Origin of the sequence: Paenibacillus sp. S-12, assembly GCF_030363895.1 — a bacterium.
Lineage (GTDB): Bacteria > Bacillota > Bacilli > Paenibacillales > Paenibacillaceae > Paenibacillus_B > Paenibacillus_B alvei.
In genome coordinates this window covers 22726-49524 of sequence record NZ_JASIUF010000010.1, presented here as the reverse complement: position 1 = coordinate 49524, position 26799 = coordinate 22726, and the positions used below count along the sequence as shown (strand labels likewise).

Sequence of the window (26799 nt, the reverse complement as noted above, 5' to 3'; positions counted from 1 at the left end):
CCCAATTAAAAGTAATGCATCTCTCCAAAAGGCTAAATTATTATAGCCTCAGCACGAATTGAATAACATGGGCTAATCCAGTGTGTCCTTTCCCTTCTATGCGTTCCTGCTCTCCGTAAAAGAAATGCAGCACTTTTAATCCCCTAGACCAAGCGAGGATATCCGTAGGCTCGTAAAGCATGTCAATATCGGAAGGTCCGCCTGTTCGATAATGGATCTGCTCCTTCGAGTAGACCTCAATCATGATCATGCCGCCAGGCTTTACAACCTGCTTAAGCTTATTCAGAACTACAAGCTGATCACTATGATGAAAATGACCAAATACCATGATCGCCGCATCATATTCTTTTTGAGGGACATCTTCTGTAAGAAGGTTCATCTGCTTGGTATGCACATGGACATTGTGCTTTAGAGCCAGCTTCTGCGTTTTAGCCAGACCTTTCTCTGAGTAATCAACGGCCGTCACTTCATGTCCCGCTCGCGCTAAATAGACTGCATTTCTCCCCTCACCCTCCGCAAAAGCAATGATGCGTTTGTGGCTGTCTAATCGGTACGCCTGCTCTCGTATAAATGCATTTGGCTCTTCCCCATAATAATATTCTGTTGAATCATATCGCTCATTCCATGGCATGTTCATCATAACCCCTCCTATAAAAATTACATATTTTTCGAAGATACTTTATTGACATCTGATATCGTATTCTGTTCAAAATCTTCTTCCGATAGATCTTGATTTACACGCATTGCTATCCGACTTCCATCGGCCGCGGCAAAGACAACTTGGGAAGGTGAAGAGGAGACCGCATCCCCAGCTCATAAATCATGATGCTCATCTCCTTATTTAAGATATTACGGACTAATTATATCTATGATACTAATAAAAAAATATCTTTGCGATGTAGACAAAACAGGTAAAGCGCCAAAGGATCTCTCCCTAATTGCAATACCAAATCCGTTGGTATTATTGCGAATACAAGTTAAATCTAACTCTAAATGAATAAACACTCTCCTAACGGCTTTACGAGTGTTTATTCTTGTTTACTTGTTGAGCAATATCCACCAATTTCTTATTCTTGAGATGATTTTCCATTTTCGCTTCTGCTTCCTTCATTACGGCCTGGATTAAACATTCATCGCCATGAACGAAATTACATTCGAATAAGGAGGCAGTCCCTTCAATGGCATGGATAATATCCAAAAATGTGAGCTCGTTTCGATTACGAGTCAAGCGATAACCGCCATTCGCTCCTGAAATCGATTCAATCATGCCGGCTTTCACAAGCCTTGTTAATATTTTGGACAGGTAAGTTGGAGACACGCCCTGGGTTTCGGCCAATTGTTGTACACCTACCGGTTTTACGGGGGAAGCCTCAATCAGTGTGAGCATGGTGTGCAGTGCATAATTTGTTGCCTTTGTGAATTTCATGAATATACCCTCTTAAATTACAGACTTATTTTGTCTATGATATCTATAAATAGAGGAGATGTCAATGTTAACTGCCTAGGGATTGAATTATTCCATCCTAAATTTTATTCTACCTTTGCACCGTGCTTTTCGAATGTACAATTTTAATCTTACACGGGATTAAATACGTTTTCACAAGGAAATGAATAGACAAAGATAAGCAATCAAGGAGGATCGCTCCATGTATAATGACCACTCGTCTAATCAAGAACTGCCCCAGTTTCCAGAATCCTATTGGCGGGACTCTGTGAAGATCACCTCCTTCCCAAAACTTGCGGAACATAAGGAATCCGATGTTGTTGTAGTTGGAGGCGGAATTTCCGGCATTACAACAGCCTATCTCTTGGCGAGGGAAGGACTTCAAGTTATGCTTGTGGAAGCAGGGCAGCTGCTGAATGGCACGACCGGACATACGACCGCGAAAATAACGGCACAACATGATCTCATTTATGATGAGTTTATTCAACATTTCGGTCAAGAGCAGGCACGATTGTATTACCAAGCCAATGACGAAGCGTTGCAATTTATAAGGCACACAGTTAAGGAACATGGTATTCAATGCGATTTTCGTGAGCGGGATGCTTATATCTACACGAATTCAGATGAATATGTAACGAAGCTTGAACAAGAGCTGGCTGCGTATGACAAACTGGGAATTACCGGAGAACTGGTCACCCATTTCGATCTTCCTGTACCGATGAAAAGGGCTCTCGTTATACGCAAGCAAGCCCAATTTCACCCGCTCAAGTATGTGGACAAGCTGATCCAGTTGTTCATTCAATTCGGCGGTGTGATCCATGAACAGACTACGGTAGACACTGTGGAGAAGGCTGAGACACCTACTGTCATCACTAGGGACGGTTTCAGGCTGACCTGTAAGCATGTCGTATCATGCTCTCACTTCCCGTTTTATGATGGAATGGGATTTTATTTTGCAAGAATGCATGCTGAACGCTCCTATGTCATTGGGATTCCAAGCAAGACCGACCATTGGGGTGGTATGTATATTAGTGCAGAGAATCCGAAGCGGTCTATCCGTACTGCCTCACTGGATACTGGAGAGAACCTGATACTTATAGGCGGCGAAAGTCATAAAACAGGACAGGGCATCTGCACGATCAAGCATTATGAAGAACTGCAAGCCTTTGCTCAATCCGTATTTGGTGCAACTGAAATATCATACCGATGGTCAGCTCAGGATTTAATAACGCTGGATAAAATGCCGTATGTCGGACAAATTTCATCCACATCCCCTAATATCTATGTAGCAACCGGTTATCGAAAATGGGGCATGACTAATAGTACTGCTGCTGCGCTTCTGCTTCGAGATTTGATATTGGGAAAAGAAAACACATATCGGGAATTGTATACGCCCTCTAGGTTCCATGCTGATCCGGATGTGAAGACCTTCTTTGCTCAAAATGCCGACGTAGCCAAACATCTGATCAGCGGCAAACTTGAAACAGTTCACAACAAACCCGAGGATGTCCCAAATGGTGAGGGCGCCGTCGTTACTGTTGATGGGAAAAGAGCTGGAGCTTATCGAGATGAACAGGGTACGCTTCATATTGTGGATACGACGTGCACCCATATGGGATGTGAGCTAGAGTGGAATCACGGTGAACGGAGCTGGGATTGTCCATGCCACGGATCTAGGTTTTCTATTGACGGTGAGGTAATGGAGGGGCCAGCGAAAAAACCATTGAATAAGATAGTAGAATCCTGAATATTAACGATTCAGGATTCCTTCAATGCACGAATACAATACTTGTTGAAACTCAACTATATCATAATTCGAATACAGTAAATCAGAACTGACTGCTTCATTTCGTATAGTCGTTAATCATCCATATTTGACCGTTCTCGTTGTACGCTATCCCAAATATACGTTTCCCATCTTTTATAAATTCAGCAGAACCAGGAGCCTTTGGATTTCTCTTCATCTCAAACTCATATAAATCATAACCCAGCAATTCTGGAACAACAGGGAAAGCTGCTGTCATTAACTCTTCATCTGAGATGTTAAGCAGCCTCTTATTGCGTTGCTCGATAGCTTTGGGGTCAACTGGGTACCGCGATAATGAAGAATCATAGATTTGACGAATCTTATAGGTTTTCGGATCAAAGCTAACACCGCCGTCAGTGCCATAAGACAAATACACGGTATTGTAGCTGTCAGAGAAAAGTTTAGATGCAGCAGTGAGCTGATCAACTTTTCTTCCCCGCAGAACAGCAAGCATATATTGACCTTTTTTATTTTCATCTTCCGAAATTTGATCAGGGCCCACATCATAAGACGTAGTAATTTTGTCATTCAAAAAGAGCACTTCAACTCGTTGATCGTGCTGATTTTGTAGCAATCTCGTTTGAACTGTAAATTCATTCGTGTTTGGATCATTAAAAATGGTACGACTTATTTTAAAATTAGGATTTCCTTTGTATCCATTCTCTTGAAGTGCTTGTGCAGCCTTCGTCAGTATTTCAGGGCCAATGGCCTCAGGTGTAAGATTTAAACCTAACTCAACTCTGCTAAGCTTGCCGGTTTGCGCGCTTACCCATATGTAGCGATGACCGGGGTCGTCGCTTGGCGAGCTTTTGAATTCTAGGAACAAATCCTTCGTTCCTTCTGCGGGCATGATCTTTTTGAGCGCAAGCGGCTTGCCAAGTTGCTGCATGACATCACTAACCGTTTGCTTCACTGTATTTCGGATTTTTTCATTCACCTGATTAAATAATGGCTCGTTTGCATACAGCTCTAGGATTTCGGATTTCTTCGCCCCTGGCTTTTCCGCCGCTGCATTCGTCAAGGCAACACAGGCAAAAATAGTAATAATCGCAATACCGAGCACAGTCCATTTATACGAGCCTCGTTTGAATAGAGCAATCTTGCTGATTCTCCTTTTAATGAGGGATTTGTCGGTAGTGAAGCTCGTAGCAACGACAGGTCGAAAGCTGCTTGCCATATTCGCTTCCACCAGCTTGACAATGGTGTATCCATATTGCTTGATCTCATCCGCCTCCAAATTGGAAATGACGCGATCGTCACAAGACAATTCCTGGTCTTCCCTCATTTTCCTAGATGCGTACCATAGAATCGGGTTGAACCAATTTAGAATAAGTAGAATGGTAAATAACCAGTTCGTGATAATATCCTTTCTTATGTAATGAACAAGCTCATGAAGCAGGATATGTCTTAGTTCTTCACTGCTGAATTGCGCAAAGTACTTGCCTGGCAGCAAAATTTTTGGTCGTAAAATCCCATACAGTGTAGGACTGTTCACTCCATTCGATACTAGAAGCGGCAGTGTTCTCTTTATTTTCAAATCTCCATGGCATTGCTGAAGTACGCGCAAGCTGTCTTCATCGGATACGGCATGGGCTTCTTTCATCATCCTGCGCGAAAATTTGTGATTCGAGAGAAGCACATAGATCGTGATTGCCAATACACCGATTAACCAGCCAAGTGACAATGCAGATTGAATGAATGTAGGGTTTTCGTCATCTGTGACGTTTGACTCATTCGTGTCATACATGCTTTTTTCCTGAATGCTGCTGGATCCGTTCATGCCGGCTGTACGTTCCGCTAATAATCTTGTCATATCATCTTCAACTGCCGAGAAAGGAAACGCAATTGGTTTATCTGCAATTGAAAATAAATTGTACAAGCTGATCGAGCTTTCAGGTACCCAAGGTAGCATCATCCTGGCAAGCAGTACAAACCAGAGCAAGTACTGCCACTTTATCGGTAGACGATCCTTCCATACAATCCTCACAAACAAGATAAGAATGGCAATGATTGAGGCCATTAAGGAAGTCTTGGCAATCCAATCGAAGATCGTAGTTAACCATGTAAAAAAGCTATTCATTTCTGCGCTGCCCCTCATCAAGTATTTTCTTAAGCTCCTCTACCTCTTCCGTGGATAGCTTCTCTTGCTTCAGGAAATTAACGAACATTGGCTTCAAGGAACCGCCATATAGACGCTGCAAGAAGGAATTGCTTTCTGCCCTGACGCACTCTTCTTCACTAACTAATGGATAATATTGATAGGTCTTCCCTTCCTGTTCATATCCGAGTGCATTTTTTTTAAGTAATCTGTTAATAAGCGATTTTATGGTGGCTGGCTTCCAGTCCGTGTTTTCACCAAGTTTTTCGATGACTTCATTTGCCGTTGCCTTTGCAGTCGCACTCCAGAAGACCTTCATCACTTCCCACTCAGCCTCTGAGATTCGCGGAATCTCTTTCATTTCTACATCCCTCTCTCTGTTGATTACATATGTAATTGATATCTCGCATAATGATTACATATGTAATCATTAAATGTCAAATTTTATTTTCCGCAGCGCACCTATCTGCCTGCATTCACGAAATATCACAATCAATAAGGCACGTAATATATGTTATGTAAACTAATGATGTACTCTTTATATTGTTATAAAATATATCCGTTAAGGGCTATTTTGGATTTTCATCATACAAGAAGCTATACTAGAATAAAATGACCTACGGCAATAAATATAGAAGGAGAGTTTTATTATGATAGGGATCGGTATTGAAAATTATGGAGATGAATCGGCGCTTAAAGTGGTTCATGTTCCGACAGAACCATTAGGATCTAACGACCTACTCATTTCAATAAAAGCTAGTGGGGTAAACCCTGTAGACTGGAAAGTACGGGAAGGACATTTGAAAGAAAGCTTTCCATATAAATTCCCTCTAATCTTGGGGTGGGATGCGGCAGGTAAAATAGCAGCTTGCGGAACGGATGTAAAAGACTTTCAAGTGGGAGACAATGTTTTCTTCCGTCCAGAAATGGAGAAACAAGGCACGTACGCGGATGAAATTGTTGTTCCTGCAAATCTTGTTGCTCCAATGCCTCGTGATTTGACGTATGTCGAAGCAGCATCACTCCCGCTCGTGGGCCTGACGGTATGGCAGGCTCTAGTAGAAGTGGGAAATGTTCAAGCTGGCGATAGCGTTCTTATTTTAGCGGGCAGTGGTGGAATTGGTTCATTTGCCATTCAATTGGCAAAAGCGCTTGGGGCTCATGTGACAACGACAACAAGCGCTAAAAACATTGATTTTGTAAAAGAATTAGGCGCAGATAAAGTGATTGCATACGATCAGGAAAGCATTCGAGATTCAGAAATAGAATTTGATTTTATGCTCGATACACTCGGGGGTTCTTCATTCGAGGAAGCATTAACCTGTATGAAGCTTAAATCAACGGTGGCTACAATATTCGGCGGGCCCAATGAAGTTCGGCCTGATTCCACGAAAAAAATAGAGGTGGAGCGTCAACTGAACGTTGAATATGTGTTCACGCGTCCGGATGGGGAAAACATGAATCATATTCGAGAACTGGTCGAATTACAAAAAGTTAGACCGATTGTAGGGGAAGTCTATCCCATGACGGTCGATGGAGTAAGAAGAGCTCATCTTTCCAATCAAACAGGCCGCACACGAGGTAAGATCGTTCTAAGCAGAGAAGATTGAACTTATAAATTGCGCAAACTAAAAAACCAGCTACTATCATGACAAGATAATAGCTGGTTTTTTGTCGCGGTTCAAAATAAGGCAACCACATTAAGTTATAAGAAAAATAGCCCGAGCAACGAGATCCTTCAAGGATTTGTATGCTCGGACTATCGTGTTAAATTGCTTCTGCTGTTGTCACCTCAAATTGACTATTATAAAGATCAGCATAGAAGCCTTTTTGTTTAAGCAGCTCATCATGAGTACCTTGCTCAATCACAGTACCTTTGTTCATAACGAGAATAAGGTCTGCATTTCGGATCGTCGACAAACGATGGGCAATCACGAAGCTCGTTCTCCCCTTCATCAGTTCGTTCATCGCTTTTTGGATTTGAACTTCAGTACGAGTATCGACGCTGCTTGTTGCTTCATCCAATATGAGAATGGATGGGTTCGCAAGAATCGCGCGAGCTATCGTGAGAAGCTGCTTCTGGCCTTGCGAGATGTTGGATGCTTCTTCGTTCAAAACCGTATCATAGCCCTTTGGAAGCGTCCGGATAAAGTGATCGGCGTGTGCAGCCTTGGCCGCCCGTATGATTTCTGCCTCCGAAGCCCCTTTTCGACCATACGCAATATTATCGCGTATAGTGCCATTGAAAAGCCAAGTATCTTGAAGCACCATGCCGAACATCGACCGCAGGCGGCTGCGTTCCATGTCGGTTATATCCACGCCATCGATCTTGATGGCACCGCCATTGATTTCATAGAAACGCATCAATAAATTAATGAGTGTCGTCTTGCCAGCGCCTGTTGGGCCTACAATCGCAATCATCTGACCTGGCTTCACGTGAATATTCATGTCAGTAATAAGCAGTTCATCTTCTTTATAACCAAATTGTACATGTTCGAAGTCCACTTGTCCGACTGGATGTGCAATTTCGAGTGGCTTCGCTGCTTCTGGAACCTCTTCTACCTCATCAAGCACTTCGAACACCCGCTCGGCCGACGCAATCGTCGATTGAATGACGTTTGCAATGTTGGCTGTTTGCGCAATTGGTTGCGTGAATTGTCGTGCGTATTGAATGAATGCTTGAATATCACCGATTTCAATGGATTTCTTTGTAACGAGCAATCCGCCAACCACACAAATCAGCACATAGCCGATATTTCCGATGAAGTTCATGAGCGGCATAATCATACCCGAAATGAATTGTGCCTTCCAACCTGATTCGTACAAGCGTTCATTAACCTCGTTAAATTCTTCGAGCGACTTCTCTTCATGACCAAAAGCTTTCACAATATTATGGCCCGTATACATTTCTTCCACATGACCGTTCAGCTCACCAAGTGATTTTTGCTGACTCATAAAATGCTTCTGAGATCTTGAGGCAACCATTTTAATGACGATCGCACTCAGCGGCAATGTAAGCATACAGATAAGGGTTAACAGCGGGCTAATGGTCAACATCATCACGATTACACCAATAATCGTAATAATCGAAGTAATTAACTGCGTTAAACTTTGCTGCAGCGTTGTACTGATATTATCAACATCATTCGTAACTCTGCTTAATATCTCACCGTGTGTTCGAGCATCAAAGTATTTGAGAGGCAAACGGTTCAGCTTATCATTGACTTGCTTCCGCATATCAAATACGATTTTCTGCGCTACGCCTGCCATTACATATTGTTGAATATAACTGAAGAATGCACTGAACAAGTAGAGGCCAACGAGCAACAGCAGGATATTGTTAATAAAGTCAAAGTCCATGACGGCTGGGAGCCCGTTGAATTTCGCCATTGTAAATTCAAACAGCTTAGTTGTTGCTTTACCCATAATTTTAGGACTGACAATCGAGAATATGGTGCTGCAAATTGCCATTACAAATATGATAATCAGCTTCGTTCGGCTAGGTTTTAAATAACCGAGCAGCCGTTTTAATGTGCCTTTAAAATCCTTAGCCTTATCGCCAGGCATCATCATACCTGGACCCATAGGGCCACCGCCGCCATGCTTGCGGCCTGCTTGTGCTGATTTGTTTCGCTCACTCATGCGATCTCCTCCTCTGACAGCTGTGAGGATACAATCTCACGGTATACTTCGCTGGATTCCAACAGTTCTTGATGTGTGCCGATATCTGCGATTCGTCCTTCCTCCAGCACAATGATTCGATCTGCGTTCTTTACCGTACTTACACGCTGGGCAACGATAATGACGGTAGCTGTCGTTGTTTCACTCTTCAATGCAGTCCGCAGCTTGGCATCCGTCTTAAAGTCCAATGCTGAGAAGCTGTCATCGAAGATATAAATCTCCGGCTTACGGATTAATGCGCGCGCAATGGATAAGCGCTGCTTCTGGCCGCCTGATACGTTTGTTCCCCCTTGGGAAATCGGTGATTCATACCCATCAGGCATTGCTGCAATGAAGTCAGCAGCTTGAGCAACCTCTGCTGCATGCTGAATCTCTTTAACAGTAGCATCTTGCTTGCCATAACGGATATTATCTGTAATCGTGCCTGAGAATAGTACAGCCTTCTGCGGCACATAACCAATTTTCTCGCGCAAGTCCTCTTGCGACAGCTCTCTAATGTCTATTCCATCAATAAGAACTCGACCGCTGTCTACATCGTAAAAGCGTGGAATCAGATTCAGCAGTGTTGATTTTCCGGAACCTGTACCGCCAATAATCGCCGTTGTCTCTCCAGGACGTGCGCTGAAAGAAATATTGGATAAAGCCGGATTCTCTGCACCCGGATAACTGAACGTCACGCGATCAAACTCAATATAGCCGCGAAGTCCTTCTGCTTTCTTGACATGCTCTTGATCGCGAATGACAGGCTCCATGTCAAGAACTTCGTTAATTCGAGTGGCTGATGCAGAGGCGCGCGGTATCATAACAAAGATGATCGATACCATGACAAGGGAGAACATAATTTGAGCCGCATACTGAATGAATGCCATCAAATCGCCGACCTGCATGCTGCCTGCATGGATTCGATCTGTACCGAACCATATAATCGCAAGCGTCGAAAAGTTAAAGGCAAGCATAATGACAGGCATCAGTGATGCCATAATGCGGTTCACCTTGACCGCAGTTTGCGTCAGGTCTGTATTGGCTTCATTGAAACGATCCTTTTCGTGCTCCGTCCGATTAAATGAACGAATAACCCGAATGCCAATCAAGCTTTCACGCAGCACTTGGTTCAGCTTATCGAGCTTCTTCTGCTGTGCCTTAAAGAGCGGTATCCCTTTACTTGCTACTAAATAGATTGCTAGGGCCAAGATTGGAATGACAACGGCCAGCACCAACGTAAGCTTGGCATCCTTATTAACGGCCATAATAATCCCCCCGATGCACATCATCGGAGCGCTGATCATCATGCGCAGAATCATGACAAGCACCTGCTGTACTTGTGTAATGTCATTGGTTGTGCGTGTAATAAGCGAAGCTGTACCTATGTTGTCAAATTCTTGCAAGGAAAAATGCTGGACATGGTTAAATACCTTTCCGCGCATCAATTTCCCATAGCCCATAGCAACCTTGGCCGATAAGTAACTGCTCACGATTGCACAGATTGTACCTCCGATAGCTACTGCCAGCATGAGGCCTCCAATTTTCCAAATGTACGGGACATCCCCCTTCGAAATCCCGAAATTCACTATATCAGACATAAGCGTCGGCAAATACAGCTCCGACAGCGATTGTATGAAGACAAGCGCTAATACAATGCCAATTGGGACTCGGTATGGTTTCAAATACCGAAATAATTTCATCATGCTTCCTCAACTCCATCTCCATCGTGTGACTCTATTTTTCTCTTTCTTGGCTGCGCATTTCGTAATATTCATATACTTTCTTCAATAAATCCGCAAGATGAAGGCTTTCCTCCTCACCTAGATGCTTAATCAAGCCATTAATCTGTTCCTCGAATTGTTTCTGACCTTCTTCTGTCGTCTTGTAACCTTCTTCGGTCAGTTTTACTCGAACCGCGCGCCTGTCTGCCTTATCCATAAACCTTTCGACAAGACCTTTTTTCTCTAGCATGTTCAATGTTTGCGTTACCGTAGGTGAGGTAAGCCGTAAATGACTGCCGATATCGGACACCCGCATTGCAGGCTCCCCTTCTTGAGCATGGCGCTTGATGCAGAACAGCATCATCATTTCACTGCGCTTCTTGCCAGCGTTCATTCGCTGATTCCATTCTGCCTTATTGAATCGCATAAACGATTGGACAAGCTTATAAGCCGTCGTATCTGGATCAAACATTTCCGCATCACCTCATCGTTTCTAGAACATATGTCCAAGTCTCGTCTCTATATTAGATCATCTAACTATTAGGCATTCAAATAATTAGGTTATCTATCTATTTATTTTACCATTGAATTATATACCTCTAAAATATCTGTGTCAAATTGATCTCACCCTGTCTTTATAAGTATTCTGTCAGCAGAAAATGCAAAAAAAGACAACTACGTCCAGAACGAAGTTGTCTAATGATTGCAGGATTATGGTAACCATCATTTACCCAGTCACCGTTAATAGAACACCAATCGTATTCGTAAAGCTATGGACAAGGATAGCGGGCACAACAGAACCCGTTCGTTCGTAAGCCCAAGCGAAAATGACTCCGCCAATGAAATTAACGGGCATAGCATTGGTCGTTGGGTAGTGCGCTGCTGTAAAGATCAACGCGCTAATAAGGATTGCTCCCCCCATTCCAACACGTGTCCGAAGCCAACGATAGATGAAGCCGCGATAAAAGATTTCCTCATATACAGGCGAAATAATCCCTGCCGATACAATACCAAGGAATAACGTAAATAATGTGACATTTTGCTTGAGACTCTCCGTTTTGCTGTTTTCCACCGTATTCCCAAGCAGGCTGGTTAGATAAACTGCAGCCAAGCTGAATATGATAAGTAACAAGATCCAGCCTATGATTTTCCACCAAACTCTAGCAGGAAATGCTCTAACACCTACATCTACCCAAGACAGAGACTTTGGTCGCAAAGCAATAAAATAGGTGCCCAGTATTAATGTAATCGCAATGGTGAGACCCGTTAGCGTCCCGGCATATAGCGTATTATCAAACCATTCGACGTACAACTGCTGAAGCGGATATTTAATCACAACGATTACAAATACGAATTCAAGTGCCTGTAAAGCTAGCATTTCGCGCCAAGTCCAAGGATCACTTTTCTTCCACATCTCTGTTATCTTCAAACTTCATCCCTCAATCCTCTGTGTTATAATCCAACTATATTAGGTGACGTTACGTAACCTGCAAGCACTTTTTTCAGGAGGACTGACATGAATCGTTGGACAACAGGACAGGTTTCGAAGATGAGAAATGTATCCGTACGAACATTGCGTTATTATGATGACATTGGTCTGCTTACGCCGAGTCAAAAGGAAGACAACGGTCGACGCTACTATTCGGAGACAGATTTATTTACACTTGAGAAGATCACGCTTTTGAAGTCATTGTCGCTTCCGCTGGAGGATATTCAGCAATTGATAGACAAGCTCTCTTACCGCCATATCTTAACTGCACATTATAACCTTCTTCAGGAGCAGTTAACATCGCTGCAGACGAGCATTTCCAATACAGCCACTCTCATACATATGATTGATATAGAAGGAAATCTTTCTTGGGAGAAGGTATCGAATCTTGTGCAAAACGCGCCTGCAAATTCGAAGCAGTGGATGGATTATTTCGAAGAGGAAGAAAGCGAATTATTGCGCCGTACACTACCTAATCTCGGCAACAGCGACCCGTTAACTCAACAGTATGCGTCCTTGCTGCGGCGGATTGAATGGTGCATCCAACAGTCTATCCTGCCAGAATCCGATGAAGGCTATAAAATTGCAAACGAGATGCATGAGCTGTCGATGATCACATTTGATGGTGATGAGGAGTTAATCGAAAAGTTCTGGGAAGTAAGGAAACGTCCAGTCAGTGAGACGGGATTATTTCCGATATCCGACGAGGTATTGGAGTTTGTAGAAAGAAGCACAGCGTATGCCCTGGAGCAAGAAAAAGCAGAGATAAAATAATATAGGAAATCTACGCCAGCTGCATGCCGTGTTACGGAGGTTAAGCTGGTTTTTTGCTGTGATCTTATGTATTTCTGCTTCTGATGGGTACTTCCATTATGGATTACATGATTCCCATTCCTTTCTTGTAGTCATTTATCGTATAAAAATCGCAAAATCGATTATCGGATTATGAGTCTATTTGGCTCGATTGGCTTGCTTAACCAGTGCTCATCGGTTTGCACATGATTGCGACGGACAAACTTTGCCACGCTGTCCTTGAATGCATCATATTGAAATGCTGACGTAAGCCGGACAACATAGCCCTCCTGTTCCCCACCGCAGCGCGATTGCATCGTATAGCATTTTTTTGCAGCCTCTTCATCCCATATTCCCCGATACAGCACCGGAACGACAGCAAGCTGAAGCTTATCAGCCCATTCGAGAGTATCATCCCACGATAGGCATATGTTCTGCTCATTCCATACGGAGAACAGCAAGAAATAACTCGGCAAATCCGTATAGTATAGCGAATGCTTCGCGTACACATTTTCACCGCACAATCGATAGCCTTCCGGGATCAGATATTGAATTCCACCATGCAGCATTTTAACAATGTGCCGAGACGGATGATCCTTACTGTCCAGTGAACGAGCATGGATACCATTCGTATACATCGTCGTATTCTCCCCATCCATCTTTTCTGTAACGACAACCTCGCGCCCGATAAAATGATTCGTATTCCGCAATATTTTATCGTCATTCGTATAGCTTCTCGACCATGGAAGGTGCATCGTTTTTGGATATTTGATTTTCACTTCGGTCACCTCCTTATTTCGCGAAAGTGTCGGCTTCCGCAAAAAAATACAATTGGGCCAGCATTTCCTCGCCTAGCAAATGATAAATATGGGATGCTCCGGCATCCCCGCCGTGCAGGATCTCCATATGGAAGCTGACTAAATTAACGACCTGCAGGATAAGCTCCTCTTCGTACCCCATTTGCTTCAAAACATGGCACGCGATCGCGGCAGATACATGTTCATGTCCATAATAAGAGTAGTATCCCCGGCTTTGCTTCCACACCTTGCAGAATGGCTTACCTGCATCATGAAACAGTGCTGCAAGCTGCATAGCCAGCATGTTGTCCCCTTCATAACATACACGCACATATTCAAGCACCGCATAGGTATGCTCAGACAGTGTTTTCGAATGATGCGGGTTCTGCTGGTCATACCCTACCATCAATTGAAAATGTGGGGATTTGGACAAGTATGCAAACATCTCGTCATGATCAGAATTGTCAGCCAGCAGCTGTTCCAGCTCCGACCGCGCAAGCAAAACTTCAGATGGTGCATGCACAATATGAATCTGTTGGAAGCCTTCGCCAATAACCGGAAACTCAAAATGCTTGGCAAACTTGGACAAAACAGCTTCGTCGATTTTGCGCTTTCTTGATTGTGCCCGCTGGATAGCGATATCATAGGGCGTGCTGCACACATGGCATTCAACCGGAAACTCCTTGAACCGCTTCAGAAACTTCAGTCTGCGGTCGCGGCTAACATTGGTTGCGTCAAACACAACATTGCGTCCTGAAGCCAATGCCTGCTCGATTTGGGCAAACGCTTCATCAAATACGAAATACGTATTTTTTTGCTTCGCCTCGTTTCCAAACAGCCTCTGACGAATGGAATCGGTTGCTACATGAATAGCCTTGTGCTGCTTGCAAAGCTCCTTGGCGTAGTGGCTTTTCCCGCTGCCCGGTATGCCAGCCAGCATGTGAATCGAACTCATCGATTTCTCACCTCCTTTCAAGCCGAAAACATGACAGCTGTACGCAGAGTCTATGATTGAATCGTTTGATGTGACCGATGGCAGAAGCATTCCAACGTATGATCATTCACCATGCCGACCGCCTGCATGAATGAATAACAAATCGTGCTCCCTACGAATGAAAAGCCGTCTTTCTTTAGCGTCTTGCTCATTCTATCGCTGATGGCGGTTGTAACCGGAACCTCCTTGATGGTTGCCCAATGGTTCACAATGGGCTGGTTATCTACGAAACCCCATATGTAATTGGAGAAGGAGCCGTAATCTTTCTGGACTTGCAAAAAGGCGCGTGCGTTTTTAACAACGCTTTGAATTTTCAATTTGTTGCGTACGATACCTGTATCATCAAGCAAGGATTGCAGTTTGCTCTCCGTATACTGAACGATTTTCTCCGCCTCGAATTGATCGAATGCTTCACGGTAGTTGTCTCTCTTCTGTAAAATTGTCCACCAACTGAGCCCTGCCTGCGCACCTTCCAAGCACAGCATTTCAAATAACTTGCGGTCGTCGTATATGGGAACCCCCCACTCTTTGTCATGATAGTCCACATATAAAGGCTCATTCTCTTTTACCCATGCGCAGCGTTTGCTCATCGTAGACCTTCCTTCTTTAATAAGAAATTTAACATATTGATTTTATTCGAAAAAAATCTAGCAAGTTCGAATACTTCCTCAGTGAAGAACAGGTATTCCATTTTGTCTGCAATCTTCATTGTCAAATCAGCTTAGTTCCCTGTGCCGTACGCCTACTACCAGCGCAGAGGCTCTTCATCCCGCCACAAAATCCAGCGGTCAACCTCTACAATATTCGCAGTACCGATACTGTAAGCACTTTTCTCTCCGCTCTTTAAATCTATGAGATGAAGCATACCTCCGTATGTACCTACCGCTAATCGAGATTCATCTGGCGAAGCGACAATACCGTATAATGTGCTGCCGACAAAATATCGCCAAATCTCCTTGCCTGTGCTGTCTATTTTGCGCAAATATCCATAGGCATCACCTAAAATATGCCCGTCTGACAATGCGGCAGCAGCATATACGCGCATCTCATCATTCATAAGCGGCCATTCGTATTCTGTCTCAGGTCGGTGCTGTCCAATGTTATCAAGCGGAACTTGTATCGTTGCCCCATTATAGAAATGACATGCATTGTACCAGACTGCACGGCTATCCTTAGCGAACAACGCATAATGAGGATAACTGGATTGCGGCTCGAACGTATGCACCGTTCCACTCGCAACATCTCGCAATAGATGCTCACTACACTGACTGCCGTACGCCAGCCAGCGTCCGTCAGGCGATACAGCGCCGTGAGCCATATCGATGTGTGTATCCTCGTAATCATATTCCTGTATATCAGCAAGCTCAGGATGCAGCAGCACAACATCATCTTTTTGGATCAAATAGATGCCGTAATCTGTAACGAGAATAAGCCGTGTTCCGTTGTCAAACGGAATCGCCTCCACAATGTGGTTTGCTGGATGCTCTGAGTCGGCAAGAGATTCCCAATCAGGCAGAATGGCTTTAATGCTTTGCTGAATGTCTTTCCAAGACCATGCGGCAATCTCTTCGCACTCTTCCAAGCTTGAGACTGTTCCCCGTTTTGTATGTATTCCATGTTCCGTTATAAGCGCAAAATCGTTTCCATCCGAAGAGCAGCCCACATGAACTAGGTTTGAAAGCTCTGTAATGCGATCCTGCTGGATGATAAATATGTTTCCGCCATTTGTACTAACAAGAACAGTTCCATCGTTCAAGCAGACAATGGGTTTAATAGCCTGCTGCTTTTCCTGAAAAGCGGATGTAATTGGCCACGATGCTGGCGGAATCTCCTGCCGCAGCCGTTCGGTATCGCCTGTCCGATTGGCAGCCCTTATCATATCAACGATTTCAGCCGCCATGCTCGAACGCTGATCTTCCCCAGGCTCTTGTTGTGCCTGCTCCCAGTTGCTTTCCATTCCGATGCGCACGAATTCATTAATTTCTGCGGCATATCGTTTGCCCTCCGCACGCCACTTCATCGCAATCTCTTCTTTTAACCAGCTCAATGTCGGATTCTCCCCTTGTGCATTGTATCTTTTGTGCCTGCCTTATCCAATAACCTCAACGACGTTGCCTTCTTGATCCTTAATTTCTGTTTTTTCGATCTGAACGACAATACCTTGCACAGACGCAAGTTCAATAACGCCTGCCTTCGGCTCCAGCTTAGCGTTTAGTTCAGCAGCCGTACAATCATCTACGAACAACTGAATTTCATCTTCTATCGTTTCATAAGAGGTATGATCGCTCGACTTTATCACGATTCGAACTTCTGATCCTACCAATGTGAGTTCTTTACGCTTTAGTACCCGACCCTGTATCAGCTTTCCGATAATAGCGGCTTGTTTCGCCCCGATAAGAAGCTTAGCCGGCTTCTTGCTCAGCCAGCCATTCTTTCCAGATTCCCATCCTAATTGCTGTACGAATAAGAATCCCGTATTCGAGCCTTCTTCCTGCATGCCGCGTTCGACAGCTTTTACAATTTCAGGTACGCGAAGAAGCGAATCCCGATCCAGATTCGTTATGTAAAAAGGCAAATGCGATTGGGAAGCGTTCAATAGGCCGAGTGTATTCCAAGCTTGCATAGCTTCAAGTTCATCTTTTGTTATCCCTACCATCTGGATGAACTCCATCCTGCCATTCGGGGTATCAATTGCAGGCAATTCGAGATCCTGCATGAAAGCTAGGGCCGTTAATTGTGTATCTGAACCTAAGCATATCGGGCCGTTGGCATCCAAATAATCGCCGGAGCGAAATACATTGCCGGAGTTGAATACGTATCTGCCCATATTTTGCAGCAGATTGAGCGCCCATGCGGGAGGTTCCTCTTCCTCGGGCTGCCTGGCAAGTCTGAACGTGAGCTCAAACCCGTAACCGCTATATGCAGCGTGATCTGATTCCTTATCATAAAGCTCTGAAAATCCATAGGTTATAAAATGCCAATGCGGGTATGGTGAATCCGCTTTGTATGCACTTATTCCGTCCAAAGGATCATCACCGCCCAATGCATACGGAATCATTGTTCCATAATGCTTTGGTTCTTGTTTGCCATAAATTTTTGCTAACGCATGATCAATTGCATCCCAACCGGCGGTGCTTGTCTCTTCGCTCATGTGGCGTCTCCTCCCGCGCTTTTCCATTTATGATGTAGCTATAACGAAAAAACAAATCTCAACTAAAGCGAAATTCTATCAATCTCCTACCTTGGTAATTATATCAACGATAGATGCAAAAATGAAATCTCGAAACTTTTTTTAATTTAGCCGTATTAATAATTGATTGCATAAAGCTTCTTGTAATAAAATAAGTAAGCTTAGTCAACAATTTCATTTAACTTATTCATGATCTTAGGAGGAAGCAATGGATCCCGAACCGGAACGAGAAACAGTATTAGAACTTATTAAGAAAGGAAACAAGTCTTCTGCAATTGCGATGATTGGCAATGCCTTTATTGCAGCTGCGAAAGGCGTAGGCGCTGCGATGAGCGGCAGTGGTGCGATGTTCGCATCTTCCATGCACTCATTGGCGGATAGTGTGAATCAAGGCTTCGTATTTGTCGGCAGCGTGCTATCTGAAAAGAAGCCTACTCGGCAATTCCCTACTGGGTTCGGTCGAGTCATTAATATTTTTTGCATGGTGGCCGTTATCGTCGTTACGATTATGGCCTATGAAACTGTGCGCGAAGGCTGGCATTTAATCCAGCATCCCGCGCAAACAAGCAGCAGTGCATTTTGGATCAATATCGCTGCATTGATTTTTAATCTTGCGGTTGACGGTGCAATCCTATTGAAAGCAATGAAGGAAATTACCAAGGAAGCTAGAGTTGAAACGCGCGGCTTGGGATTTATCCCGGCATCCTTTAAGCACGTTGGACGCTCTGCACCGCCTACCCGGTTGGTTTTTTACGAGGATTTAGTGGCGGTATCGGGTGCTCTTCTAGCCATGATTGCAGTAGTCATTACATCCATGACGGCATTCAAGGCGTTGGATGGCGTAGTAACGATTCTGATCGGCTTTTTAATGGTTGGTGTTGCTTTTCGCGTCGGGTATGACAACATGGTCGGACTTATCGGCGTGGCGGCTCCTCGCGATGTAGCTGAGAAGGTGGCGCTCATTATTCTTTCCGATCAGGATGTAACCGATATTAACGATCTGCGAATTACACAAGAAGGACGTTACTATCACGTAGATGCCATGATAGAAACGCGCAAGGGCTTATCATTAGCCGATGCTGACGATATCATATTCCGCGTTCAAGATAAACTAATTGCTGATCCCGATATTACGGACGTTGTAATCGGAATTATTGAAGACAACGGGGTAAGGGACTGGACGCCGGAAGCGTTGAACGAATTCGCATAATTTCACATAAAACAAGAGCGGCATGGCTCAAGATGATTCTTGATCCTGCCGCTCTTTTTAGTAAGCTAGATGTTAGCTAGAACGAATATCGCTGTAGATTGCTCTCCCTAACCGAAAACTTATCAGTTGCCATTACTTTCTCCAAGTCGAACGAGCGGCTTCTCTGTCGGAAGTCCTTCTTCCTTCCATCTGATGATGCCGCCCAGTAAATTCATAACATTCGAAAAGCCGTGCGCTTGCAGAATACTCGCTGCAATCGCGGAGCGCGCTCCTGTCCGGCATTGAACGAGGACTGGCTTATTAGACGGGACTTCTGGAATGCAAGCGGGCAGCGTGCCCAGTAGAATATGTTTCGCCCCGGGCAGATGCCCCTCCTCCCATTCTGCTGTTGAGCGCACATCCACTATTGTTACCTCATCCGCTCGAACCCTGCCCACGATATCGGAAGGCGTGACCTCCGTGTAGGATTGTAAATCAGACAATGCGGCCTCGCCTCGCTTGTTGCTCCACATCTCTGTCGTGTTTATTGTACCCGCTATGCGATCTATTCCGATTGACCGCAAGTCCCTTAATATATTTCTGAATTGATCAGTATCGCCTATCACGTATAGAGGGCGATCATCACGAACAAGCCAGCCGGCCCATGTCGTAAAGGAACGCTGATATGGAATGTTAATTGTCCCCTTCACATGCTTCGCTGCGAATGAGGAAGATGGACGAGTATCCAGTACAATGGCTCCATTTTCCGCAAGACGGGTTATAGCCGAGATTTCTCCTTCCATCTGTTGTGGCTCAGGAAGCTGATCGAGCAGTACTGCTCCGTCTCGATTCACATGCTTCATACGCGGAAAATAGGTAGGGGGCTCAGGCTGGCCCGCCAGTAAGGCGGTAATAAAAGATTGTTCCTCATCAAACGACAAGGCCCAATTGAAGCGCTTCTCATAACCGACCGTCGAAGACGGGATTGCGCCAAGAGCCTTGCCGCATGCGCTGCCGGCTCCATGTGACGGCCATACCTGTACATATTCAGGCAGAGTCTTGAAGCGTCGCAGAGAGCGGAACATTTGCCGTGCACCTTGCTCGGCCGTACCAGCCATTCCAACTGATTTCTCCAGCAGATCTGGGCGTCCGACATCTCCTACGAAGACGAAGTCGCCTGTGAAGATGCCCATTGGGCAATCGGCTCCCCCACCCTTATCTGTCACTAAATACGACACACTTTCCGGCGTATGTCCAGGCGTGTGCAGCACCTCAAAACTAATGTTGCCAATGTGAAATTTATAGCCGTCCTTAATAATTCGGTACTTGATCTTACCGCTTCCTGTATCGTCCACGTAGCTGTATGCCCAATCCGGGCCTCCCTCGCCGGACAAATAGAGCGTAGCTCCCTGCCTCACTCCCAATTCACGCGCACCCGACACAAAATCAGCATGAATGTGGGTTTCAGCAACTGCGACAATCGCTAACCCCTCGGCTCGTGCCGCAGTACAATACGGTTCAATATCCCGAGCAGGGTCGATTACGATAGCCTCTCCTGTTGCTTGACAGCCTACGAGATACGATGCATGAGCCAGTTTCTCATCATAAAAATAACGTAGCAGCATGAAACTGCCCCTCCCTTCTATTTTGATTCCTCTAAGCAATTCTCCTATAATCAATTCCCATTTAATCAATTTTCATATAATCAATTCTCGTATGTTCGCACGTTGTACTACTTGCTCACATCCGGCCTTTGAGCATGCCGTGCCAATACATTTTTGGAAGCAGGTCTTTCTTTAGCACGTACATGCTGTACCGTTCCTTCGATTGATCGAAGGGGAACGTTTCTCGCGGTGTCAATTGATAATCGAATTCCGCCAAAATGAGACGGTTATATCCCGTTACGAGCGGACAAGAGGTGTATCCGTCATAGCTGGCATCAAGCGGTTGTCCTGCCAGCCAATTGATAATGTTGCGCGCCGCTACAGGTGCTTGCTTGCGGATAGCCGCCCCAGTCTTGGAAGTCGGCAGATTGCTGCAATCTCCAAGGGCGAACACATTTTCAAACCGCACGTGCTGAAGAGAGTGCTTATCGACTTCTACCCAACCGCCCGGGCCTGAAAGTGGACTGTTCTGAATAAATGATGGGGCGGACATGGGCGGTACGACATGCAGCATGTCATATTTCATGGTCTCTTGTTCTTTTGTATCGACATGCTCAAATACAGCTTCTCGCTTGTCAGCACGGATCTCGATCAGGTTCATTTTGTATTTGGTCGTAATCCCCTTGCGCTCCACAACTCGATCAAGCGCGGCTGCATATTTAGGAACAGCAAATATCGAAGCGTTCCCGGAAGCAAAAATAATGTTGGTTTTAGTCCTGACTCCCATCTGACGAAAAGCATCGTCAGCCAAATACATAATTTTTTGTGGCGCTCCCCCGCATTTGATAGGGGTACTTGGCTGAGTGAATATTGCATTGCCGCCACGGAATTGATGAATGGATTCCCACGTGCTATCCACGTAACGATAATCGTAGTTGCTGCATACCCCTTCTTGTCCGATGCATTCCTTGAGCCCCTTAATATGATCCCAATTCACTTGAATGCCCGCTGTGACGACGAGCGCATCATATTTGATGACTGTTCCCTCAGCAGTGACGATTTGATTCTCACTCGGTTGAAATTGGGCGACCGCTTCCTGCAGCCAGTCTGCTCCCTTAGGGATAAGCGATTGCAAGCTGCGACTTGTTGTCTCCTTTTTAACGACACCCCCTCCGACCAATGTCCATAAGGGCTGGTAGTAATGATTCTTCTGCGGATCAATGATTACAATAGATCCTTGAAACGCTTTTGATTGCCGCAGCAATCGTGCCGCAACCGATAATCCGGCACTTCCAGCTCCAACAATAGCGATGGTGTAGTGAAGCTGTATAGGCATCACTTTCCCTCCCTCATTACAAGTTCTATTTACAATGAACACAAGAAAGTAATGTGTAAATGCCCAAATCGTTAAGAAATTGTTCGTAAGCGTATTCAGATATTGCACCAATGGTCAAAATATATGGCTTAAGGAGCATTGCTATGATAATGAAAAAAGCAATTCCACCTTCATTGGTCGTATCCCCGTCAAGTAGACGGTTGAAAAAGAGTTAATTTAAACGGCGATCGATTCCCGGTATTCTACCGGTGATCGGTTCCTAATTATTTCTGTAACCGATCTAGGTTATAATAGGCGACGCATTCGCGAACAAGATATTCGACCTTAGATTCTATATTTGGCTTGGCTAAGTGCAGATTTTCAGTTTTGAGATGCGAGAAAAATGATTCTATACACGCGTTATTCAAGGCGGTTTCCGCGTCTTGAGTGGCTGCTTATAAGGTTCTGACTCGTAAGTTGTTTGCATATGTTTTTGAAGTGTGTGAAACCCCTGTGCGCAGTGCAGTATGTATGCGGAAATAACCGTAGAGTGGGTGTAAACAGCAGACATGAAAAATCCCCTCCGGTCAACAATGATTAATCCATGATATCATGGATTAATTTTCCATCGCCTACTACAAGGGGATAATAACACATAATCGAAGATAGGAACTGCTTTTTCTTTAAACTTTCACAAATTATCCTAAAGTGTGTAACACAACAGAATTATGATTCTTCACACAACGTTGCTTCCCGTTGTTCTTGCTTGAAATGTCCGGGACGTGCTGCCAGCCCTTGTAGCTGCTTCGAAGCGAACACAATGAGCAGCATGACAAGCATAACAGCAAAAAATAGCCACATGACAGCATGTACTGACCATATATCCATCATTCTGCCGACAGCGATTGGCATGAGCGAACCGCCGAGTCCATTCGCTGCAAGCAATATGCTTGTTGTTCGCTCTGTCATACCAGGCAATGCTTTATTTGCATAAATAAGCATAATTGCGAACATGCCAGCCATGCCCAACCCTAGCAGGAAGCTAATTAGGTAGCCGACCCATGCGTGTGAGCTGAAAGGCATCAGCAGCAGTGCGAGCACACTAATGGTTGTGGACATCCATAAGAAGCGATAATAGGTTAGCTTCTCAGCAAGAATTCCGCACATTGCACGTCCTATAACCATAGCCAGCCAATATACCGTAACCGTTAATGTTGCATCAGAGGTTGCAACACCCCATCTCTCAATAAAAATGGATGGAAAGAAGTGAACAACAGACACCTCGCTCCCCCCATAGAGCATGAAGTATAATGTGCATAAAATAAGGAAAGGAATGGACTTCCTTGAGTAAGATTTACGTTTGGGTTCAGAGCCCTTATTTACTGTCCGCGTCAACATGGCATCGACATGGCCGAACGACATCCGCTGCCAAGCGATTGCAGTAAGAAGTGCACTTATGCCGAGCAGAAGGAAAGAGTAAGTCCATATCCCGCGTGCGATTAAGAAGCTTGCCACGAATGGTATCGTCAAGGCGCCGATGCCGAAAGTAACCTCCAGCTTGCTCATCGCGATGGCTTGCTTCTCTTTGACAGCGACAAGGATAATTGTACCGATGCCTGACTCCACAAGCCCCGCTCCCGCTCCCGCAAATCCAGCTAACAAAATAACGACTGGCCATGGCGGGAGGAAAAACAGCAGCAGCTCGGCGCTAATCATCAGCAATCCGATCATTACTCCCCGCTTTCGACTGAACCTTCGAGAAATAGCTGGCATACTGAGAACGCCGAGCAGCACGCCGACAAATTGGACAAATACGAGTATTCCGCCGTCCGTATAATTCAAGCCATAGTTCAGAAGCAGTTCAGGAAGAACTGCGCCCATCATGACAAGTGTTACCCCAGTTACTATGTACGATAGACATCCCATCCAAATCAATCTGTTAATCATGGTGCACCTCTTTTGTTAGCAATGATAATTTCAACGCCTATTTCATTTACATGACGCTGCCAATCCGTATCTGGCTCACGATCTGTGACGATAAAGTCTATATCTTCTAAGCCGGCAACACGATGGAACATCGTCTTGCCGAACTTGGAGTGGTCAGCAAGGATAATGACTTGGTCTGCGTTGCGAATCACTTGCCTAATGAGATACGTCTCTTCTTCAAAGTCGGTCGTCAGTCCATTCATAGACAATCCGCAAGTGCCAAGGAACGCCTTGTCGAAGTGATAATCGCTCAACATCTCTATCGCCCGCGATCCATAAATCATGCGTTGATTATTGTCCAGTAGACCGCCAAGCAGCTGAATACGAGCCAAATTCCTTTCTGCCAACATGCCGGCCATATCAATCGAATTGGTAACGATAACATTCCGCTTCGTCTTCATGTATTCTCCAACATATCTTACCGTCGTGGATGAATCCATATATATGTAATCGTCGTCATGAAGAAGACTTGCAGCAACGTGCCCGATCATCTGCTTAGACGTCGTCTCTTTCTGCAGACGCTGACCGTAATTTGGCATCTCCTTCGATATGGTAGGCAGGACGGCACCGCCCCGTGTTCGAATGATGCAGCCTCGTTCTTCGAGCTTGATTATGTCCCTTCGCGCAGTATCTCGCGATATAGACAGCAGTTCGCATACTTGTTCAACTTCAATGCGCTTGTTCCTCTTTAGGTGCTCTAAAATGGCAGCCAAGCGTTCTTCTTGAAACATGAACTCTCCCCTATCCCTTTAAGTAAAGTTAAGCATTGTTAAGTGATGTTAAGCGATATTTATGATTATAAGCAATAGCTGGCAGGTGTCAATAGGAGAAGCGACGCAGTTGAACGAACATAAAAAAGGAGTCCTGATAGCTCAGAACTCCTCGTCTCACTTGATTTAGGATGTAAGCTGCCACAAAGCTGGGGCGTTGGACGGTTCCCACCCTGGCAATGAAGTATGCGCTTGTCGGCATAAGTAAGTCTTTCCCGCATAAGTAAGTCCTTTATGAGTAAGTCTTTCCTGCATAAGTAACTCCGTCGTTGGCCTTATAGCAGTTTGGGTAATTAATCCACAAAAACAACCCGTAAAGGCTGAATCCTTTTAGGTTCAGGCTTTACGAGTTGAACATAGCGATAGTAGTACGTGACACGTACCACGTACCACAGTTTATTTCTGATTGCGAGAGAGCTCCTTACTAATCGGGTACGTTTTGAGCTTTTTGAGAATCGCTGTCCGATCGATTAGATGCCCATTCATGACGACCGCATGGATTTGAGTTGTGTTGCGAATATCTGCGAGCGGATTCGCGTCTAGCAGGACGAGATCGGCTAGCTTTCCTACCTCTACCGTGCCCTGCTTATCCTCATTTTCCAAATAGCGAGCCGGATTAATCGTGGCAGCCTGAAGGGCTTGCAGCGGACTTAGTCCCGCTTTGACTAGCAGTTGAAGTTCTTCATGTAGGCTAAAGCCGTAATATAGATTTGGCATCATGTAAGTAGAATCAGTGCCAGCCATAATCGGTACCCCAGCCTCATTCATTTTACGAACTAATTGCAAATTGTTATGTTCCAGTTCCTGATGGATAGCAGCCCCTCTTTTATCCTTGTGCCAATTTTCTATTAATGCTGCCCACTTCTTCTGAACAGCAGGTTCTAAGAAGCGCACTCTTTCATCAGGCACCTGCTTATTTAAGCTTGTCACCGTTACAAGTGTAGGAACCTGCCAAGTTTCGTTCCGTTTAAAGATCTCAAACAGCTTCCCGGCTTCTTTTGCATCATAATGCTTTGCAGCTTTATTTTCGTATTCAAGATACAACAACTGATCGTTATTAATAATACCCGCTTCTGTTTTCTTAACAAGGCTGTTGAAAATACCTGATTTCTTTGATGCTGTAGCAATATGCATCCCATGCAAATGCTCGAAGCTTCTCATACCGTCGTTAGAAGCTTCATCTGCACGTACAGTAAATGGTAAATGACCACTAACCGGAAGTTGCAGCTTCTTTGCTTCCTCCATAGCCACAGCATAAAGTTCTTTAGGTATGTGGGAGTACATTTTAATTTGATCGATCTTATATGTCTTCAACTGTTGTACAGCTTTACGAACCGCTGCTTTATTTTTTAAACTATAGTGATGCGAAGGAACCTCATTATTTGGTGATAGATTAATAACTTTACCAGAATGTACAATGCGCGGAGTCACGATTTCCTGATTATTCATGCTGCGCGTCACTTGAACATGGTGGAGGCTGGAGCCCATCTCCCTAACACCTGTCACTCCGTTTGCTAAAAAATGAGGGACTGCATTATCCATGTAATTTTCCATATGGACGTGCATATCCCATAAACCAGGGATAAGATATTTCCCATTTGCTTTGATCACACGCGCATCGTTAGGAACATCAACGTCAACCGTATCAGCTACTGCTGTAATTTGGTTGCCCTGAATGACAACCGACTGATTTGGTTTCAGCTTGCCTGTCTTCACATCCACAATGGTGACGTCCTGCACAAGTAAACAATTCTTATTACTTGGATTTGGTGGTTCTATTAAGGAAAAGGCAGGCTGGGCCAACATTCCCGATAGAACGATTACAATCAACATGATGACACTGTTCTTAAACAATTACAATCACCCTTTCCTCTAATGTGTAGCACATCAATCAGATGGCTCTCAGGATGAATATACTTGTTCATTGTCATACGGCATAG

23 protein-coding genes are annotated in these 26799 nt (G+C 44.7%); 4 read left to right on the top strand and 19 right to left on the bottom strand.

Translation table 11 applies throughout. The features are described 5' to 3' along the window. Positions 1-40 precede the first annotated feature (40 nt). Positions 41-640 carry a class I SAM-dependent methyltransferase gene (locus tag NO352_RS09775; RefSeq protein WP_289355507.1) on the bottom strand — a complete coding sequence of 200 codons (600 nt, stop codon included), beginning with the start codon at positions 638-640 and terminating at the stop codon, positions 41-43. Positions 641-1018: 378 nt separating this feature from the next. Next, entirely contained in the window at positions 1019-1426 is a 408-nt protein-coding gene (locus tag NO352_RS09770; protein WP_289355506.1) for an Rrf2 family transcriptional regulator, read from the bottom strand. Positions 1427-1646: 220 nt separating this feature from the next. On the opposite strand from NO352_RS09770, the gene NO352_RS09765 reads away from it, so the two are divergent. Beyond that, complete coding sequence (locus tag NO352_RS09765) at positions 1647-3191, top strand: FAD-dependent oxidoreductase (RefSeq protein ID WP_289355504.1); 1545 nt, start codon at positions 1647-1649, stop codon at positions 3189-3191. Between the two features lie 97 nt (positions 3192-3288). Here the strand turns inward: NO352_RS09765 and NO352_RS09760 are convergent, their stop codons facing one another. Then, positions 3289-5331: a M56 family metallopeptidase gene (locus tag NO352_RS09760; protein WP_289355503.1), complete on the bottom strand. Its 2043-nt coding sequence runs from the start codon at positions 5329-5331 to the stop codon at positions 3289-3291. Next, the gene (locus NO352_RS09755) at positions 5324-5710 is read right to left on the bottom strand and encodes a BlaI/MecI/CopY family transcriptional regulator (protein WP_005550926.1); all 387 of its coding nucleotides are present in this window, start codon (positions 5708-5710) and stop codon (positions 5324-5326) included. The genes NO352_RS09760 and NO352_RS09755 overlap by 8 nt, the downstream gene beginning before the upstream one ends. Before the next feature lie 289 nt (positions 5711-5999). On the opposite strand from NO352_RS09755, the gene NO352_RS09750 reads away from it, so the two are divergent. Further along, entirely contained in the window at positions 6000-6959 is a 960-nt protein-coding gene (locus tag NO352_RS09750) for an NADP-dependent oxidoreductase (RefSeq protein ID WP_289355502.1), read from the top strand. A 157-nt stretch (positions 6960-7116) separates the two neighbouring features. Here the strand turns inward: NO352_RS09750 and NO352_RS09745 are convergent, their stop codons facing one another. From NO352_RS09745 to NO352_RS09730, 4 genes are all read right to left on the bottom strand, one after another. Continuing rightward, a complete protein-coding gene (locus tag NO352_RS09745; protein WP_289355501.1) occupies positions 7117-8991 on the bottom strand; it encodes an ABC transporter ATP-binding protein in 1875 nt (624 codons plus the stop codon). Next, positions 8988-10715 (bottom strand): ABC transporter ATP-binding protein, encoded by a 1728-nt coding sequence (locus NO352_RS09740; protein WP_289355500.1) that lies wholly within the window; start codon positions 10713-10715, stop codon positions 8988-8990. Before NO352_RS09740 ends, NO352_RS09745 begins: the two co-directional genes overlap by 4 nt. Before the next feature lie 31 nt (positions 10716-10746). After that, a complete protein-coding gene (locus tag NO352_RS09735) occupies positions 10747-11205 on the bottom strand; it encodes a MarR family winged helix-turn-helix transcriptional regulator (protein ID WP_005550930.1) in 459 nt (152 codons plus the stop codon). 255 nt (positions 11206-11460) lie between these two features. Beyond that, positions 11461-12162, bottom strand: coding sequence for a CPBP family intramembrane glutamic endopeptidase (locus NO352_RS09730; RefSeq protein ID WP_289355499.1), 702 nt, complete (start codon positions 12160-12162; stop codon positions 11461-11463). A gap of 87 nt (positions 12163-12249) precedes the next feature. On the opposite strand from NO352_RS09730, the gene NO352_RS09725 reads away from it, so the two are divergent. Beyond that, the gene (locus NO352_RS09725; protein WP_171417101.1) at positions 12250-12996 is read left to right on the top strand and encodes a MerR family transcriptional regulator; all 747 of its coding nucleotides are present in this window, start codon (positions 12250-12252) and stop codon (positions 12994-12996) included. Between the two features lie 161 nt (positions 12997-13157). Here the strand turns inward: NO352_RS09725 and NO352_RS09720 are convergent, their stop codons facing one another. The 5 genes from NO352_RS09720 to NO352_RS09700 form a co-directional block, all read right to left on the bottom strand. Then, a complete protein-coding gene (locus NO352_RS09720; protein ID WP_412071004.1) occupies positions 13158-13769 on the bottom strand; it encodes an RNA ligase family protein in 612 nt (203 codons plus the stop codon). Between the two features lie 37 nt (positions 13770-13806). Further along, entirely contained in the window at positions 13807-14766 is a 960-nt protein-coding gene (locus NO352_RS09715) for an AAA family ATPase (protein WP_289355498.1), read from the bottom strand. Between the two features lie 50 nt (positions 14767-14816). After that, positions 14817-15395 (bottom strand): DNA-3-methyladenine glycosylase I, encoded by a 579-nt coding sequence (locus tag NO352_RS09710; RefSeq protein ID WP_005550935.1) that lies wholly within the window; start codon positions 15393-15395, stop codon positions 14817-14819. Positions 15396-15550: 155 nt separating this feature from the next. Beyond that, on the bottom strand, positions 15551-16852 hold the full coding sequence (locus tag NO352_RS09705) for a WD40 repeat domain-containing protein (protein WP_289355497.1): 1302 nt from the start codon (positions 16850-16852) through the stop codon (positions 15551-15553). A gap of 42 nt (positions 16853-16894) precedes the next feature. After that, positions 16895-17956: a suppressor of fused domain protein gene (locus NO352_RS09700; RefSeq protein WP_289355496.1), complete on the bottom strand. Its 1062-nt coding sequence runs from the start codon at positions 17954-17956 to the stop codon at positions 16895-16897. A gap of 247 nt (positions 17957-18203) precedes the next feature. Here NO352_RS09700 and NO352_RS09695 point away from each other — a divergent pair, with 247 nt between their 5' ends. Beyond that, complete coding sequence (locus NO352_RS09695) at positions 18204-19205, top strand: cation diffusion facilitator family transporter (protein ID WP_005550938.1); 1002 nt, start codon at positions 18204-18206, stop codon at positions 19203-19205. A 122-nt stretch (positions 19206-19327) separates the two neighbouring features. On the opposite strand, the gene NO352_RS09690 is transcribed toward NO352_RS09695, so the two are convergent. The 6 genes from NO352_RS09690 to NO352_RS09670 all read right to left on the bottom strand — a co-directional run bounded on the left by NO352_RS09690 (position 19328) and on the right by NO352_RS09670 (position 26713). Then, positions 19328-20809 carry an MBL fold metallo-hydrolase gene (locus tag NO352_RS09690; protein ID WP_289355495.1) on the bottom strand — a complete coding sequence of 494 codons (1482 nt, stop codon included), beginning with the start codon at positions 20807-20809 and terminating at the stop codon, positions 19328-19330. A 115-nt stretch (positions 20810-20924) separates the two neighbouring features. Next, entirely contained in the window at positions 20925-22124 is a 1200-nt protein-coding gene (locus NO352_RS09685) for an FAD/NAD(P)-binding oxidoreductase (protein ID WP_278000068.1), read from the bottom strand. A 705-nt stretch (positions 22125-22829) separates the two neighbouring features. Then, on the bottom strand, positions 22830-24050 hold the full coding sequence (locus NO352_RS09680) for an MFS transporter (RefSeq protein WP_289355494.1): 1221 nt from the start codon (positions 24048-24050) through the stop codon (positions 22830-22832). Further along, entirely contained in the window at positions 24047-24820 is a 774-nt protein-coding gene (locus tag NO352_RS09675; RefSeq protein ID WP_005550943.1) for a DeoR/GlpR family DNA-binding transcription regulator, read from the bottom strand. Before NO352_RS09675 ends, NO352_RS09680 begins: the two co-directional genes overlap by 4 nt. A 165-nt stretch (positions 24821-24985) precedes the next feature. Continuing rightward, positions 24986-25114, bottom strand: coding sequence for a carbohydrate-binding protein (locus NO352_RS25130; RefSeq protein ID WP_326101104.1), 129 nt, complete (start codon positions 25112-25114; stop codon positions 24986-24988). Between the two features lie 141 nt (positions 25115-25255). Continuing rightward, complete coding sequence (locus NO352_RS09670; protein ID WP_289355493.1) at positions 25256-26713, bottom strand: amidohydrolase family protein; 1458 nt, start codon at positions 26711-26713, stop codon at positions 25256-25258. Positions 26714-26799: the final 86 nt, after the last annotated feature.

What these genes read in the sequence shown, in the direction of transcription:
- NO352_RS09775 (WP_289355507.1), bottom strand. Translation starts at nt 640, where the DNA reads ATGATGAACATGCCATGGAATGAGCGATATGATTCAACAGAATATTAT.
- NO352_RS09770 (WP_289355506.1), bottom strand. Translation starts at nt 1,426, where the DNA reads ATGAAATTCACAAAGGCAACAAATTATGCACTGCACACCATGCTCACA.
- NO352_RS09765 (WP_289355504.1), top strand. Translation starts at nt 1,647, where the DNA reads ATGTATAATGACCACTCGTCTAATCAAGAACTGCCCCAGTTTCCAGAA.
- NO352_RS09760 (WP_289355503.1), bottom strand. Translation starts at nt 5,331, where the DNA reads ATGAATAGCTTTTTTACATGGTTAACTACGATCTTCGATTGGATTGCC.
- NO352_RS09755 (WP_005550926.1), bottom strand. Translation starts at nt 5,710, where the DNA reads ATGAAAGAGATTCCGCGAATCTCAGAGGCTGAGTGGGAAGTGATGAAG.
- NO352_RS09750 (WP_289355502.1), top strand. Translation starts at nt 6,000, where the DNA reads ATGATAGGGATCGGTATTGAAAATTATGGAGATGAATCGGCGCTTAAA.
- NO352_RS09745 (WP_289355501.1), bottom strand. Translation starts at nt 8,991, where the DNA reads ATGAGTGAGCGAAACAAATCAGCACAAGCAGGCCGCAAGCATGGCGGC.
- NO352_RS09740 (WP_289355500.1), bottom strand. Translation starts at nt 10,715, where the DNA reads ATGATGAAATTATTTCGGTATTTGAAACCATACCGAGTCCCAATTGGC.
- NO352_RS09735 (WP_005550930.1), bottom strand. Translation starts at nt 11,205, where the DNA reads ATGTTTGATCCAGATACGACGGCTTATAAGCTTGTCCAATCGTTTATG.
- NO352_RS09725 (WP_171417101.1), top strand. Translation starts at nt 12,250, where the DNA reads ATGAATCGTTGGACAACAGGACAGGTTTCGAAGATGAGAAATGTATCC.
- NO352_RS09720 (WP_412071004.1), bottom strand. Translation starts at nt 13,769, where the DNA reads ATGCACCTTCCATGGTCGAGAAGCTATACGAATGACGATAAAATATTG.
- NO352_RS09715 (WP_289355498.1), bottom strand. Translation starts at nt 14,766, where the DNA reads ATGAGTTCGATTCACATGCTGGCTGGCATACCGGGCAGCGGGAAAAGC.
- NO352_RS09710 (WP_005550935.1), bottom strand. Translation starts at nt 15,395, where the DNA reads ATGAGCAAACGCTGCGCATGGGTAAAAGAGAATGAGCCTTTATATGTG.
- NO352_RS09700 (WP_289355496.1), bottom strand. Translation starts at nt 17,956, where the DNA reads ATGAGCGAAGAGACAAGCACCGCCGGTTGGGATGCAATTGATCATGCG.
- NO352_RS09695 (WP_005550938.1), top strand. Translation starts at nt 18,204, where the DNA reads ATGGATCCCGAACCGGAACGAGAAACAGTATTAGAACTTATTAAGAAA.
- NO352_RS09690 (WP_289355495.1), bottom strand. Translation starts at nt 20,809, where the DNA reads ATGCTGCTACGTTATTTTTATGATGAGAAACTGGCTCATGCATCGTAT.
- NO352_RS09685 (WP_278000068.1), bottom strand. Translation starts at nt 22,124, where the DNA reads ATGCCTATACAGCTTCACTACACCATCGCTATTGTTGGAGCTGGAAGT.
- NO352_RS09680 (WP_289355494.1), bottom strand. Translation starts at nt 24,050, where the DNA reads ATGATTAACAGATTGATTTGGATGGGATGTCTATCGTACATAGTAACT.
- NO352_RS09675 (WP_005550943.1), bottom strand. Translation starts at nt 24,820, where the DNA reads ATGTTTCAAGAAGAACGCTTGGCTGCCATTTTAGAGCACCTAAAGAGG.
- NO352_RS25130 (WP_326101104.1), bottom strand. Translation starts at nt 25,114, where the DNA reads ATGCAGGAAAGACTTACTCATAAAGGACTTACTTATGCGGGAAAGACT.